Origin of the sequence: Paenibacillus aceris, from assembly GCF_017874035.1 — a bacterium.
Lineage (GTDB): Bacteria > Bacillota > Bacilli > Paenibacillales > NBRC-103111 > Paenibacillus_E > Paenibacillus_E aceris.
In genome coordinates this window covers 63,400-77,049 of record NZ_JAGGKV010000009.1, presented here as the reverse complement: position 1 = coordinate 77,049, position 13,650 = coordinate 63,400, and the positions used below count along the sequence as shown (strand labels likewise).

13 protein-coding genes are annotated in these 13,650 nt (G+C 45.2%); all 13 read right to left on the bottom strand.

Annotated elements, in window-relative coordinates; translation table 11 throughout:
* Window positions 1-12: 12 nt before the first annotated feature.
* The 13 genes from J2Z65_RS17810 to J2Z65_RS17750 all read right to left on the bottom strand — a co-directional run bounded on the left by J2Z65_RS17810 (window position 13) and on the right by J2Z65_RS17750 (window position 13,597).
* A complete protein-coding gene (locus tag J2Z65_RS17810) occupies window positions 13-1,326 on the bottom strand; it encodes an ABC transporter substrate-binding protein (protein WP_167057876.1) in 1,314 nt (437 codons plus the stop codon).
* Between the two features lie 159 nt (window positions 1,327-1,485).
* A complete protein-coding gene (locus J2Z65_RS17805) occupies window positions 1,486-2,532 on the bottom strand; it encodes a LacI family DNA-binding transcriptional regulator (protein WP_167057879.1) in 1,047 nt (348 codons plus the stop codon).
* A gap of 333 nt (window positions 2,533-2,865) precedes the next feature.
* The gene (locus tag J2Z65_RS17800; RefSeq protein WP_167057882.1) at window positions 2,866-3,411 is read right to left on the bottom strand and encodes a GrpB family protein; all 546 of its coding nucleotides are present in this window, start codon (window positions 3,409-3,411) and stop codon (window positions 2,866-2,868) included.
* Window positions 3,412-3,600: 189 nt separating this feature from the next.
* Window positions 3,601-3,948, bottom strand: a complete 348-nt coding sequence (locus J2Z65_RS17795) for a hypothetical protein (RefSeq protein WP_167057884.1) — start codon at window positions 3,946-3,948, stop codon at window positions 3,601-3,603.
* A gap of 103 nt (window positions 3,949-4,051) precedes the next feature.
* Window positions 4,052-4,927: a GNAT family N-acetyltransferase gene (locus tag J2Z65_RS17790; protein WP_167057887.1), complete on the bottom strand. Its 876-nt coding sequence runs from the start codon at window positions 4,925-4,927 to the stop codon at window positions 4,052-4,054.
* Between the two features lie 25 nt (window positions 4,928-4,952).
* Window positions 4,953-5,561 carry a TetR/AcrR family transcriptional regulator gene (locus J2Z65_RS17785; RefSeq protein WP_167057889.1) on the bottom strand — a complete coding sequence of 203 codons (609 nt, stop codon included), beginning with the start codon at window positions 5,559-5,561 and terminating at the stop codon, window positions 4,953-4,955.
* Window positions 5,562-5,583: 22 nt separating this feature from the next.
* Window positions 5,584-6,819 (bottom strand): aminopeptidase, encoded by a 1,236-nt coding sequence (locus J2Z65_RS17780; protein WP_167057892.1) that lies wholly within the window; start codon window positions 6,817-6,819, stop codon window positions 5,584-5,586.
* Window positions 6,820-6,944: 125 nt separating this feature from the next.
* On the bottom strand, window positions 6,945-8,252 hold the full coding sequence (locus tag J2Z65_RS17775) for an ATP-binding protein (RefSeq protein ID WP_275691033.1): 1,308 nt from the start codon (window positions 8,250-8,252) through the stop codon (window positions 6,945-6,947).
* A gap of 20 nt (window positions 8,253-8,272) precedes the next feature.
* Window positions 8,273-9,256 carry an aldo/keto reductase gene (locus J2Z65_RS17770; RefSeq protein ID WP_167057898.1) on the bottom strand — a complete coding sequence of 328 codons (984 nt, stop codon included), beginning with the start codon at window positions 9,254-9,256 and terminating at the stop codon, window positions 8,273-8,275.
* Between the two features lie 139 nt (window positions 9,257-9,395).
* On the bottom strand, window positions 9,396-9,596 hold the full coding sequence (locus J2Z65_RS17765; RefSeq protein WP_167057901.1) for a CLC_0170 family protein: 201 nt from the start codon (window positions 9,594-9,596) through the stop codon (window positions 9,396-9,398).
* A 15-nt stretch (window positions 9,597-9,611) separates the two neighbouring features.
* Window positions 9,612-10,829: a Ger(x)C family spore germination protein gene (locus tag J2Z65_RS17760; RefSeq protein ID WP_167057904.1), complete on the bottom strand. Its 1,218-nt coding sequence runs from the start codon at window positions 10,827-10,829 to the stop codon at window positions 9,612-9,614.
* The gene (locus J2Z65_RS17755; RefSeq protein WP_167057907.1) at window positions 10,810-11,931 is read right to left on the bottom strand and encodes a GerAB/ArcD/ProY family transporter; all 1,122 of its coding nucleotides are present in this window, start codon (window positions 11,929-11,931) and stop codon (window positions 10,810-10,812) included. Before J2Z65_RS17755 ends, J2Z65_RS17760 begins: the two co-directional genes overlap by 20 nt.
* Window positions 11,879-13,597, bottom strand: coding sequence for a spore germination protein (locus tag J2Z65_RS17750; RefSeq protein WP_420850814.1), 1,719 nt, complete (start codon window positions 13,595-13,597; stop codon window positions 11,879-11,881). The genes J2Z65_RS17755 and J2Z65_RS17750 overlap by 53 nt, the downstream gene beginning before the upstream one ends.
* Window positions 13,598-13,650 lie beyond the last annotated feature (53 nt).

Below are 13,650 nucleotides of genomic sequence, written 5' to 3'. Positions count from 1 at the left end.
CTCACCGAAATCTTATTTTTCTGCAGCTAACGCTTGGTTCATTTTGGCGCCGAGCTCTTTGGCTGCATCAGCTACCGGTTTGTCTCCTGTCCATGCATTCTTCAAAATTTCCGTTTCATACGTTGTCCAAACGGACGTATTCTTGGATACCGGATAAGGTGAAGCATACTGCGCCATATCGATGAAAGCTTTGGCGTGGTACTGCGGGAATGCAGCTAACCAAGCCGTTTCCGAACCTTTAAATGCCGGGATCGCTCCGCCTTGCTTAGCGGCAACTTCCGCTGCTTCCTTCGAGCCTAAGAATTTAACAAATTCCCATGCTTCCTTCGGATGCTTGGAGTTCGCGGAAATGACGTGACCTAGTCCGTGAATAACGACGCCTTGCTTCTTCCCTTTTGGCAGTGGGGCAACATCCGCATTGTTTTTCATATCGGCATTTTGATTAATGGAGAAAGCAGCCCAAGAACCGTCGAAATACATCGCAAGCTTACCGGAGGTAAACAGATCCGATGGAGCCGTTTCCGTCATTTGTGCCAGTGTTGGAGATACTTTATGAACTTGAATAAGATCCGTTAAAAATTTCAAACCTTCAATGGCTTCAGGCTGATCGTACCCCGACTTTTTGTGGTCATCGGAAATAATTTTGCCGCCTGCTTGAAGAATCGTATTGTAGTAAACTTCTTGGTTCATCATCGGAGCTGCGAAGCCATAGACGCCCTTCCCAGGATCTGTTAGCTTTTTAGCAGCTTCTGTTAACTTATTCCAATCCCATGTGCTGTCAGGGTAGGATACGCCTTTTTCATCAAATAATTTCTTGTTGTACCATAAACCAATCGTATCGTAGTCTTTAGGAATTCCGTAGTTTTTACCGCCTAAGCTGTATAAGGAAACAAGTGAATCAGGATAATTTTTCAGATCCACCTGGTCTTTTTTAATATTTTCGGACAAATCCTTCAGCATGCCGTTCTCAGCGTACTTAATGAAATTCGGACCGTTCATCCACAGCACGTCTGGCATTGTTCCGCCCTGTGCCGCCGTTTCCAATTTGGTGAAATATTGCTTGTACGGTGTATTTTCTGTTTTTACTTCAATATTTGGATGGCTTGCTTGAAAGGCTTTAATGACCTCAGTCATCGTGTCCAGTCCCCAGCCGCCGTAAGTAATCGTTACTTTCTCTCCGCTAGCGGCAGCCGTAGCCTTCGTATCACTTGTCGGCGCACCGGAAGAAGCTGGGTCAGATGAGTTGGAACTTCCGCAAGCACTTACAACAACCATTGAAGACATCAACATGGATAGGCATACGATCTTTTTTGAATTCTTTACCATTTCACAATCACCCTTTTTAATTTTTTTTGTGAAAGAACTTGTCCATATGAAACACAGATGTAAATTGACGCTGCCGTAAAAGCGTTTTCACCCCCTTGAAAAAGTAAAAAATATTTGGCGCCAAATTCTGGACAACGTTATCCTGAGAATCAAAAAAATTTAGTTTCGATCAAACATTGACGATTGTCTCACGATTAATTTATGAGGCAGCAGTACTTTCGAAAGCGTTAACTGCTCTCCTCTTAACATATCCAGCAGTGTTGCTGCGGCAGTCATACCGATCTCGACTTTGGGCACATGCACCGAAGATAATGGCGGCGTTGTATACTGCGCGAAATCAATATTATCCATAGAGATCAAAGCGATATCTTCCGGAATTCGCAAATTGCTCTCGAAGACAGCTCGCATAGCTGGGATAGCCAGTTGGTCGCTTGCCGAAAAAATAGCCGTAGGGCGCTCGATATCTGATCGGTTCAATTGTTCTTTCACATACTCATAACTGCGGTCAATTTCCCACCGGGTGTCAATCACCCAGTCTTTGTTTAAGGGAATACCTGCATCATACATCGCAAATTTGTAGCCTTGGAATCTTTCTTCACTGTTCAACTCTCCCGTATGTCCGGGTCCGCCAACAAAGCCAATCGACCGGTGACCTTGCGCAAGGAGATGATCAACTGCGGATTTCGCAGCGTGGATACGGTCGTAGTCCACCATCGTGATCTCAGTGCCAATGGTACAAATGCCAATCAAAGTAAGGTCCTCTACCTTTTGCAAATACGCCAGAATCGCTGGACCCACTTCGCCAACAATGATGACGCCATCCACTTGAGTCTCATGAATGCATCGATGGAGCAAAGCATCGTCTGACAGTTCGTCTGAAGTATGTATGAACGCTAACGAGTAGCCGGATTCCAAAATCTTTTTCGTAAAGGATGTAATGATCGGCGAATAGTAAGGGTGATCATCATTCAGGCGCGCTCCTTGAATAATGCAGCCAATTTGCTTCGTCTGTCTCTTCGCGCCCTTCTGCTTATTCACGAGATGACGTGCCGACTCGTTTGGCGTGTAATCAAGCTGACGTACAGCCTCCCATACTTTAGCCCTCGTCTCTGGGTTAATATGCCGGCTTGTGTCATTCCTGACCACGCGCGAGGCCGTTGAAATCGAGACGCCCACTAAATCAGCGATATCTTTAAGTGTAGGCAATAGTGACAGCTCCTTTTTATCCAAAACCGAAATCCAAATCTTTGCCCAAACGTTTTCCTGACTACACTTAGATATTAATGCATCCGCTTACATTTTGTCAATATAGTTAAAATTAGAAGTCAAAGATTTGTGATTTGACACAATATTGATATCCTAGTTAACAGCCCTAACCAGAAAAGTGCGTTCCGCTTCTTTCTTTCTACCGCCGCTAAATATGGTTTCAAAAACTTGAGCTCTTTGTAATCAACATTTTTGAATAATTTGCTTTCAGCGCTCATTAAGTCTCCCTCCTGTTTCTTTGCTGAACTCATTAACTTTCAAATGGAATCGCACTTAACAATCGCTTGGATCTGGCTTCCAACCCGTTTCTTGGCTCCACCGACTGGCTCTGCGCATGATCTCCCAGATCAAAGGTTCTTTCGCTTCAACGTAGCTTTCTCTTTCAAATTTATACTTGTCCATTAATTGATATTTCAGCCCAGCGTACTCTCGACACTCAACTTGATGACACCGTAAATAATCCCTGAACAGTAATGAAAATAATGACGACCAGCTTCCCTGTTCTCTCACATGGATATGTGTTCTTTGCCCGCCTGGCTTTTCTCTAAAATATCTCTTGGTTCGATCGGGATTCTCAACTTTGTGATAAAAGCCTATCCGTTCAAAGGATTCTTTATAAAGTTCAATCGGCTCCAATGATTGCACGGTTACTTGAATATCTACGATCGGCTTCGCATCGAGTCCCCGGATGGAAGTAGACCCGATATGGTCGATTCGTATCGCAATATCGCCTATTGATGCTCGGATTTTTTGGCCTATCGATTCAAAATCCGTCTTCCACTCTTCCCTGTAGGGAACGACAATGATGGGTTCAGGCATAGTCCCTCCTAGTAAGTAATTGATGTATATGACATAAATTCAATAAATCCCCTTGGATCCCTGCCTGTGTTGGCGCTCCCGGCTGCTTTTTGTGCTACGCTGATAAACAACGTTTCGGAAAAACTCGTAGCTGAGGGGTTCCTGCCACAACAAAAAGGGACAGTCTCTCCAGACTGTCCCGCTTCAACTTCAGAACTGATGGCCGCAGGCTGAACAGAATTTGGTATCGGCCACAACGACTTTGCCGCAAACGCATTCCTTCTCATTGCGAACTTCGATGATTTTTTGCTCCAATACCGCGATTTCCTGCTTGACGGCATCGATGCCTTGGCTGAATCTTTCTACGATTTCTCCTGATCGCGCTGAATCTCCGGAGATATAAGCCGCATATACGGACTCTCCAATGAGCGTATAAAATTTCTCTATTTCTTTCTCCTTGGATGAAAGCTGCGCTTTTAGCTTCGTTAACTCTACGGTTTGCTGAGCTTTCTTCGCGGCATCAGATGCTCCTTGTTTGACTTTGTCAAAAAAAGACATGGGGTACCCCCTTCATCAAATCGTTTTTCATCTTCATAACGATTCATATGCTTCCCCGCGTCAAACTAATACTTCGGCGCCAAATGTTCTCCGGTCGGACCCATCACATTTGTCGCAACATGTGCACCTGTTCGACAAATGAGGAGAATCCCAGTTCCTCAAGCAATTCATGAACACTGCTGTTGGTGTGCCTAATATTCATCGTTAATCGCTTAAAGGAAGAAGTCAATGGTGCAAATACTTCGCTTAAAGTCGTTTTAAGAATTTCCCTTTCATCCTCACGGCCTGGCAGCGCTTCGCATTGGTAGAGTGCAATGGTTGCCAAATGTCCGTCCTCACCAAAAATACGCTTGCAAAGCGCATAACCAACCACCTCTTCACCGTCGGTGACGATAATGCTTTCTCCATCTTTCATACTTGGCCATTGTGTCTGCCACGCAGACATCGGCCTATAGAATGGAACTTCTCTGACAGCTATAGGAAGTCCTCGACGCGTAGAATAACGCCCAACAGCGTTTGTCTCCAACAAACTAGCATCAATCGCTTCACTCCGCTGTAAGCAAACGAGTTGCTCAGTAATCTCATAGCCAACCGATCTGTAAAGTTTAATTGCCGTTTCATTATGGACGAGCGCTTCCAGCAAGGCTATCCCGGCCTCCTGCTCACGATACAATTGCAGGTTTCTTTCCATTAATTGTTTCCCGAAGCCTTTCCCTCGGTATGCAGGAACGATCCCGGTGCCGCCGTTCCAAGTTACTTTTTTCCCCTCAATTGACCGAAATCCGTTCATAACGAAACCAATAGGCTCATTCCGTTCAAACATCACTAAGGAATGTTCGAAAGAAAGGCCTTCATTGACGGCTCTTGAAAAAAATCTGTCCAAGGTCAGCGTATTGTTAAGAGGATAACCTTCGAATCCTTTATTCCACAGTACCACCATGTCTTCCGCTGTCAGTTCGCTCATTTTTTTGAACATCATCGTTTTCATCCTCCGGTTCGAAACGTTATACCAAAATGTAGCGGAATACCATACTTTCCATCTCGTCAATCATGCGCTTGTAGTCGGTTTCTTCGCCGCTTAACATATATTGCAGCGCAAGCCCATCCCGGATCGACCAGAACATTCGGGAAGCGGCTGCGCTATCCAGATCAGAACGAAATTCTCCTGTTTGCTTGCCGCCATCCATGATGTCCTGTATGAACACTAAGGCTTTATGAGCGTATTCATTCCATCGTTCCGTTAATTGGGGCTGGCGCGCAGCATACAGCATAAATTCCAAATGAAAGGCCATCCATTTGCGAAGCTCATTCAGCGATTGGCTGCGGAAACGCCCGTACATATAACGGATTTGATCCGCAGCGCTTGGCATGCTTTTGAAGAGCTCTGTAGAATTCTCAAGCATGGCATTCATTTTGTCGTCAGCCATTTGAATATACATTTCTTCCTTACTCGCAAAATAGCTGTAAATGGCGCCCTTGCTTATCCCTAAGTGCCGAACAATGTCATCGATCGTCGTTGCTTGAAAGCCTTTTTCCGTAAAACAGTGGAGCGCTCCCTCAAGGATGATCGCCTTTCTCTCTTCTTTGTAAGCTTGCGAAACTTTGGGTGACATACTGCTCTCCCCTTTTCATTTTCTATGAAACTGCCCAATCCCCGCGTCGGAACAACGGCTCCGTTTCCCCATTCGGCAGAATACCGTCAATGTCCATATCGGCGGACCCCATCATAAAATCCACATGCGTCAGGCTGTCATTTAATCCATGCTGCTGCAGCTCCTCGCCGCTCATTGCTATGCCGCTTTTCAAACAGAACGGAAACGCCCGGCCGATGGCAAAATGACAAGAAGCATTCTCATCATACAGCGTATTATAGAAAATAAGATTCATCTCGGAGATCGGAGAACGATGCGGCACAAGAGCAATTTCACCCAAATAATGAGATCCTTCATCCAACTCAACGAGACTTTTCAGCATCTCCTCGCCTTTTTCCGCTTGATAATCAGTGATTTTCCCATCTTCAAAGGTTAAAGAAAAATTTTCAATAAGAACACCGTTGTAGCTCAATGGCTTTGTACTTTTCACGGTACCGTTTACGCCATTTCTTAATGGAGATGTAAACACTTCTTCCGTCGGCATATTCGCAATAAAGCTGGTGCCCTGCTGGTTTCTGCTGCCGGCCGATACCCAGATATGGTCCTTAGGCAGACTGACCCTAATATCCGTACCTTCCGCTCGGTAATGAAGCGCCGTATACTGCTTCTGATTCAACATGCTGGATCGCGCTTCTAACTCATTCGCATGTTGTTTCCAATCCTGGATCGGATCTTCTCTGTCGACTCGCGTAGCTTTGAAAATGGCGTTCCATAACGCATCGAGCCGCTTTTCTTGCGGTAATGAAGGAAACACTTTATCCGCCCATGCAGGCGAAGGAACTGCGACAATAGACCAGCTGACCTTGTTCGTTAATCTGGCTGATGTTAAACCTTTCATTGCGGTATTGGCTGTTTTACTGGCGGTTTGAATTCTTTTGGGATCAATCCCCTGCATAAGATCAGGGTTATTCGCCGCGACATATAGAAAAGCAGCATTTTGATTGGCTAATTCTTCATAGCCTTTGGCCTGCCACATCGGGTATTCGAGCAACGCTTCAAATGGAGCCATTTCATATTTCAATCGTGTAATTTCGCTGTCAAACCAGTCAACATACACGTGCTTTGCGCCCGCCTCATAGGCTCGTTTAACTAATAAGCGTACAAAATCCACCGATACAAGAGGTGCGAAAATGACTAACGTTTGTCCCGGCTGTACATGAACCCCTAATTGTATAACCAAAGATGCATATTTGTCTAAATTGCCATGGTGTCCAGTCATAGAAATCCTCCTCATATTGTCAAAATAAAAATAAAAGACTGAATAGTCGTTTTTATTATCCTGCCAAATCGTGACAACTGTCAAGAAAATTTTTTATTGAATAAAAACCAAAAAAAGAGCCTGCTCTATAGCAAGCTCTTTGACGTATGTCGTATGTCGGGATGAAAAGAATCCCATCGAACGGCCGGAAATGAAATTTTGAACTCGGTCCCCTTGCCCTTTTCGCTCGTTATATATATTTTCCCCTTCATGGCTCTAATCAAACTGAACGAGACCATTGTGCCAAGACCGGTACCTTTCTCTTTGGTTGAGAAATAAGGAGTTCCCAGCCTGCTAATTTGTTCCTGTGTCATTCCAACGCCGTTATCACGCATCGTTATGATCATTTTATTCGCTTGCTCGGAAAGTATTATTTCTAACACTCCTCCGCTCTCAGACATCGCCTCGATAGCGTTTTTACCGATATTGATCAACGATTGCCGCAGTTTATTGCGATCCCCATGCATACAGAATTGCCCTTCATGCAAAGCCATTTCGATTTTGACATCATTGTAATTCGCGATCGTTAACAGCACTTGAGAAACATATTGGACTTCATCGTTCAGTCTGATTAGCTCATCTTTTTCCGGTTCAGGCTTTGCGATGGCTAAATAATCACTTATGATTAATTGCGCCCGATCCAGCTCTTCCAGTGAGATTTGCTGGTAAAATTGTACTTTTGTTTGATCCAAATAGGGCATCGCCATTAATTGAATAAATCCTCTTACCGCAGTCAGGGGATTTCTAATTTCATGCGCGACGGAAGCGGCCATCTCACTAACAATCCTGATCTTCTCACCTTGTATAGCTTCTTCTTGCATACGATAATAGGTTTGGAGAAACTCAATGAGATAAATATAAGCCGCAATAACAATGCTTTGCAGTATGTAAGTTTTGAGCGAGGCCAAAAGGTTGGTTGTAAAAAGTTCCAGACTATGCAGATAGCTCAGATAAATAAGAAAAGTAACGAGTTTTATAACTGTACATACAAGAACTGCTGCTATCATTTTTTGAACTATACTCAAATACTTATACTTTCTAAGCAGAAGTGCAACGAGTAGGATCGTCGGGAGAATGGAAACGAGATAGAAGAGATTATTCGGACTTCCAAGCAAAAATCGGAAAGCAGCAAGTGCTGCATACAGGAACATCGCCACATAGATACCGCCGTAAAGCGAGCCGACCAGCAATGGAATCGATCGAAAATCATAGACTAATCCGTTAAAATGGACCGGAAAATACATCGTAAATCCGATGGCTAATGAAAATAACAAGCAAAGCCATAGCCGATACTTCATGCTATGACTCTGTGATTTATACAAGTATGGATAGATAACAAGAGGCGAAAAAATTAAAAAGATATTTAATAAAAAATCCTTAAAGAAATTAATCATGCAGACACCGTCACTATCACTTAATAAGGACCTCGAATATAATCTTTCACTTTATCCTCATAAAAGGCCCGAAGACGATTCAATTCATCCTCTTGAAATGGTGACGTTTGCGCCGTGCCCAGATTGTCTTCCACTTGACGCTCGTTCTTAAAACCAGGAATAACACATGTAATGTTCGGGTTGTCCAAAATCCAGCGCATGGAAGCCTGCGCCATGTTACCGCGTCCTTCGGCAATCCATGCCAATTCCCTGGCTAGCTCAACTCCCTTTGTAAAAGGAAGCCCGGCAAACGTCTCACCTACGTTGAACTGAGCGCCGTCTGCATTGAAATTCCGGTGATCATCTGCAGCAAATGTGCTTGTTTCCGTGAATTTCCCGGTCAGCAACCCGCTTGCTAGCGGTAGTCTGACGAGAATCCCTACCCCCGCGGCGTTCGCCTGCGGAAACAAAGCTTCAGCCGGTTTTTGCCGGAATAGATTATAGATCACTTGAAGCGCCTTAACGTTCGGCATACTCAGCGCAAACAAGCCTTCTTCCACCGTCTCTACGCTGACGCCGTAATGGCGAATCTTTCCTTCTGCCTGAAGCTTGTCAAGGACTTCGAAAACATGTCCATCCTTCAGAATGGCAAGCGGTGGACAATGGATTTGATACAGATCGATGCGTTCGCGCTTCAATCTTTTCAAGCTGTTTTCGCAATATTGGCGAACCGTTTCCTCGGAATATGTATGCGGATCGTAGATATCGCCTGCCCGGCAAAATTTTGTTGCTATGTAAATGTCATCTTCTTTCCCTTTAGTCGCCTTAGCTAAGAGTTCTTCCGCATGCCCCGAGCCATAAACATCGGCTGTATCGAAAAAGTTAACCCCTGCTTCCATCGCCGTGTGCAAGCCTTTAATGGCTTCATTATCGTTAGCTTGACCCCAGCCTCCTCCGATGGCCCATGTGCCAAAGCTAACTTCACTAATGCAAAGTTCCGTATTACCCAGTTGACGGTATTTCATTCATTTGCCCCCTCCTCGTAATTGCAGCTTTGGTAGTAAAGCGCAACAAATTTATATTCTCCATATATCTCCCATTTCCCTTCTTAAAACGGACTATCAGAGCGTTTTACTCCGATTTATTTATACGCAGATCTTACCCTTATTTCCAAAACCACTTCTCATACACCAGATAGCCAAAGTACGAAAGGACTCCTAATGAAAGATTTAACCATCCGGCAATAAGAGCCCCTTTTTTTTCTTTCTGCATGCTTGCCTTGGCATAATTTTTCACATCGAACACTAAGACGAGCAGCCCGGAAATCAGCAGCAGCAAAACCGTGTAATTGTTAAAGGTAATCATCGGCCGAATCCTTCCTTACTTGGTTTTCGTCCCAATCCGTCTTATTTTAACTTGCATCGTGACTTCAACGTCCATATCTTTATACTTGTTTTCCCACGCTTCCTTGGTTTTAACTTCCTTATTCCAGTAGGACGACTGAGTCGCGCGCACATATTCTCCAAAGCCAAAAATGTCACTGCCATCTTTCTGAGTTTGTTGGATGAACTTCTCAAATCCTACTGCAGCATCATTTTGAATTTTCTCCTCTAGCTTCTTCAAATTTTCTTTGGAAATGGACATCCTCTCATTCGATTTCTCCGTCAAATCACCTTCGACTTGGCATTTGATTATGGTGTGCACTTTTCCATTTTTGATGGTTGTTGTTATTTTTGACTTTCGATGAGTCGTTTTGAACATAACCAAAGTTTTTGCCCCTGGCATTTCCTGCAGAACGCTATACCCCCCCGGGTTAATTTGTTTGATCGCCATGTAGTGGCCGATTTGTAAAGCCGTTGAGGTACCCACCATTTTATCGTTTTTAAAATAAGCCATGCCGGCAAGTTCAATGCTCGATTCCTTTTTTAATTCCAAATAAGGAACTGTCCCTTCCTGCCCCTTAGCAGAACTGGCACTGAAAAAAACGCCCAAGAAAATGTTAGGCAGCTTGCCCATCTGTCTGGCATGCTCCAAGGTGGCGAGTAAATATAAAGTCGGAACACGCTCTAATTGAGGATTGGCGTTCATGATGTCTGATGCATTTCCTTTGGAAACAACCATCCAAACTGTTCTTCTGACTTGCGGCTGACGGCGAAAGAAGTCGTTCTCATTCTGAATCCCTTTTTTGGCTACGGCTTCTGATAGCACAATGACCCGTAAGTGACCAAAGAACAACTGAGAAGAGAGCTGCTGCTGGAGATTCATTAATGAATCCTCGATAGTATATCCGACGCTGGTCAGCACCCAAACCGGTTTTACCCCGGATGTACCACCGGAGTCGCTGCCCGTACCTAACGGAATACGGCCCGGAACAGCAATTTGAACGGTAAGACGAATGAGACCCTTATTGGTCGCTGGATCCTGTTTGAGAATATGAGTAGCATTGCTGGTTTCCTTCTCATCACCCGGTTTCGCCTCATCAATGCCAATCGCCAGAACAACAGCACGGTCTTCGATTTCGAGACGATCCCAACACCCTGTAAGCAAAGGGGCAATCAACGTGAAAACAAGAATCTGTTTAATCAGACTTTGCCACAAGTTGATCACCCCGACTTTTTCTCTTGCGAATCATCGCCACAACCAATAAGGCTAAGGGATATATAACCGTAAAGACCAACCCCCAACGACCGACGACTTGAATAATTGCATACATCTCCACCAGGTTTTGAGGGAACATGGCGATAACATAAATGAAGGGAACGAGAAAAAATGCGAACATCTTGTGGTCTCGCAGGCGTAAAAGTTGTGTTAAAAAAGAAATGGCAAGATAGTAGGTAGACAACAAAGTCGTAAATACGGCAGTAACCCACACGGCAAGAAATGCGCCGTCTAAACGCTCCAGGATGTTGGCGGGCAGCGACGTGGTCTTGGCTAATTCCAAAGTAGGCCATACTAATTTCTTAATTTCCTCAGCACCAAATACGCCAACCGTCGCAATCACGATTAGAACATAAAGAGCACCGGGAATCACCATTCCGATATAGCCGGCCAGCATAGCTTTCTCCGGACGACGCATCGCAGGAATCACGATTGTCATGACAAAAGAACCTTGAAATAAGGCTGCCATCGTGAGCACTCCGCCCAAAATACCGCTGCTAGTAGGTTCATTCCCCCACACAGGGAGCAGGTTGATTAAATGCGCGTTCTTTAGCGACAGTACAATAATCAAAATCGCCGGAAAAACGATGACTGGAAAATAAAAGTGATGAAAATATGCAAAGGTCGTAATATCTGCGCGAGAGGAAACGGCTGCGAGCAGAAGCATAACGATAACCGTTACTTCTAATGGTGTTTTGGTTAGGACGGAAGTCACAACAACTTCCCCAAATTCCCGTGAACCAAGAGCTGTAAGCAGGCAAAAGAATCCGATGATCAATACACTAAAAATCCCTGCCACCCATTTGCCAATCAAATCCTGGCTATATTCAATAATGGATTGTGCGGGAAAACGCATACCGAGCTTTGTAAGCAGCCAAAGCCCGATTAAACCAATCACAAAGCCGAGTAAAGTAACAAGAGGTGCCCCGGAATCTGCAGCTCTGACAGCAAAAAGCGAGAGCGCTAACACGCCCACCCCAATGATTGTGCTAATTAGTATGATCGCCGCTTGAATTACCGTGATCTGGCGAGGATGCTCCATGAGTTCCGTTCCTCCTTGTATTTCCGACTTTCAAAGGATCTAATGTATTGTTTGGTGCTTCTCCACTCATTTCTTTCGCTATTTTCCCAAGTCGGGTGTCATTCGGTGTATGCAAGAGAGCCGGCCGCTTCGGCATCGACCACAGCGGTAGACGTGCCAATGTATCCTTCATCCCTTGGAAGTTACCCGGTACAATGGGACTCAAGTAAGGTACACCGAACGATTTTAGGGAAAGCATATGGTTTGCGATCAGAATTAGCCCGATCATCACCCCATACAAGCCGAAGACGCCTGATAAAATGACAAGCGGGAAGCGCAGCAGCCTCAGAGCTAGGGCCGCATTGTAGGCCGGCGTTGCAAAAGAACCGATTGTCGTTAAGGCAATGATAACGACGGTAATCGGCGAGATAAATCCTGCCGCAACGGCCGCCTGCCCGACGACAAGCACACCAACGATGGAGAGCGCTCCACCAACCTGCTGCGGCAGCCGCAGTGTCGCTTCCCTTAGCACCTCCATGGATATTTCCATGATTAACACTTCAATGACTGAAGGGAACGGCACACCGGCTCTCCCGCCTGCTACGGCCACTGCAAACTCCGTTGGAATAAGCTCCGGATTGAACGAGATCAGCGCCACATATAACGATGGGAAAATCAGTGAGAAAACTAATGCTACCAAGCGCGACAGACGTATGAAACTAACGAGTAGATACCGTTCAGAATAGTCTTCGATCGTTTGATAAAATTGACTGAATACTGTCGGCAGTATGAGCGCAAACGGAGATCCGTCAACAAGTAGTATCACCCTGCCTTCGAGCAGATTCGCGACGGCTTTATCCGGTCGTTCCGTATTTTGAATTTGCGGGAATGGAGATATATGATTATCCTCGATAAATTGTTCCAGATACCCTGCATCAAGAATACCGTCAATATCAATCAACGATAACCGGCGAAACACTTCTTCAACGAGCGCAGGATTCACGATGCCGTCGATATAGCAGAGCGCAACTTTGGATTTGGTGACGCGCCCAATACGGATCGTTTTGATCCGGAAATCCGGCGTCGGGAGCCGGTAGCGCAGCAGTGCCAAGTTCGTTCCCAGCATTTCGATAAAGCCCTCACGCGCGCCCCTGATAACCTGTTCGGTTTCCGGTTGTGTGATCGACCGCTTGTCAACTTGGCGGGTACTGAAGAGAAACGCATCTTCAAGTCCATCAACCAGAAGTACGGTTTTTCCTTCAACAATCGCTTGGATGATTTCATCCAGCTGGGTTTCCGTTCTCCCTTCACACGCATACAGCGTATCGTTTAACAGAAAATCCCTCATGGATCGGGTATCTGCTTTCGGATTATCGCCGGAAGTGGTTCGCATTAACGGCCTCAGGATATGATCGTTCAAATGCTGTTTATCAATTAAATCAGCGAAATATAGAGCTGCTGCCGGATGCTCGTCACAAATGCAAAATCGGCGCATCATAAAATCGTCATTTTCGCCAAGGATGCTTTGAACGAAGTTCATTGTGTCTTCAAGATGCCGGCTGACAATCGCCTCTTCGTTGTTTTCCAAAACTTGATGAGCGAGCTGTTCCTTCCGCGGGATCATACGAGGCTGTTGAGTTTGGGATCCTTGCCTTGACCGTCGCTTATACGATTGCCAAATGGTCATCCGATTTCGCCCCCTGTACATACTCTCATGATGATTTCAGCTTCCTGTTCCCA

Excerpts from the sequence above, each read along its gene's own strand:
- J2Z65_RS17750 (WP_420850814.1), bottom strand. The coding sequence starts at position 13,597 with ATGACCATTTGGCAATCGTATAAGCGACGGTCAAGGCAAGGATCCCAA.
- J2Z65_RS17810 (WP_167057876.1), bottom strand. The coding sequence starts at position 1,326 with ATGGTAAAGAATTCAAAAAAGATCGTATGCCTATCCATGTTGATGTCT.
- J2Z65_RS17765 (WP_167057901.1), bottom strand. The coding sequence starts at position 9,596 with ATGATTACCTTTAACAATTACACGGTTTTGCTGCTGCTGATTTCCGGG.
- J2Z65_RS17790 (WP_167057887.1), bottom strand. The coding sequence starts at position 4,927 with ATGATGTTCAAAAAAATGAGCGAACTGACAGCGGAAGACATGGTGGTA.
- J2Z65_RS17755 (WP_167057907.1), bottom strand. The coding sequence starts at position 11,931 with ATGGAGCATCCTCGCCAGATCACGGTAATTCAAGCGGCGATCATACTA.
- J2Z65_RS17780 (WP_167057892.1), bottom strand. The coding sequence starts at position 6,819 with ATGACTGGACACCATGGCAATTTAGACAAATATGCATCTTTGGTTATA.
- J2Z65_RS17770 (WP_167057898.1), bottom strand. The coding sequence starts at position 9,256 with ATGAAATACCGTCAACTGGGTAATACGGAACTTTGCATTAGTGAAGTT.
- J2Z65_RS17795 (WP_167057884.1), bottom strand. The coding sequence starts at position 3,948 with ATGTCTTTTTTTGACAAAGTCAAACAAGGAGCATCTGATGCCGCGAAG.
- J2Z65_RS17775 (WP_275691033.1), bottom strand. The coding sequence starts at position 8,252 with ATGATTAATTTCTTTAAGGATTTTTTATTAAATATCTTTTTAATTTTT.
- J2Z65_RS17785 (WP_167057889.1), bottom strand. The coding sequence starts at position 5,561 with ATGTCACCCAAAGTTTCGCAAGCTTACAAAGAAGAGAGAAAGGCGATC.
- J2Z65_RS17800 (WP_167057882.1), bottom strand. The coding sequence starts at position 3,411 with ATGCCTGAACCCATCATTGTCGTTCCCTACAGGGAAGAGTGGAAGACG.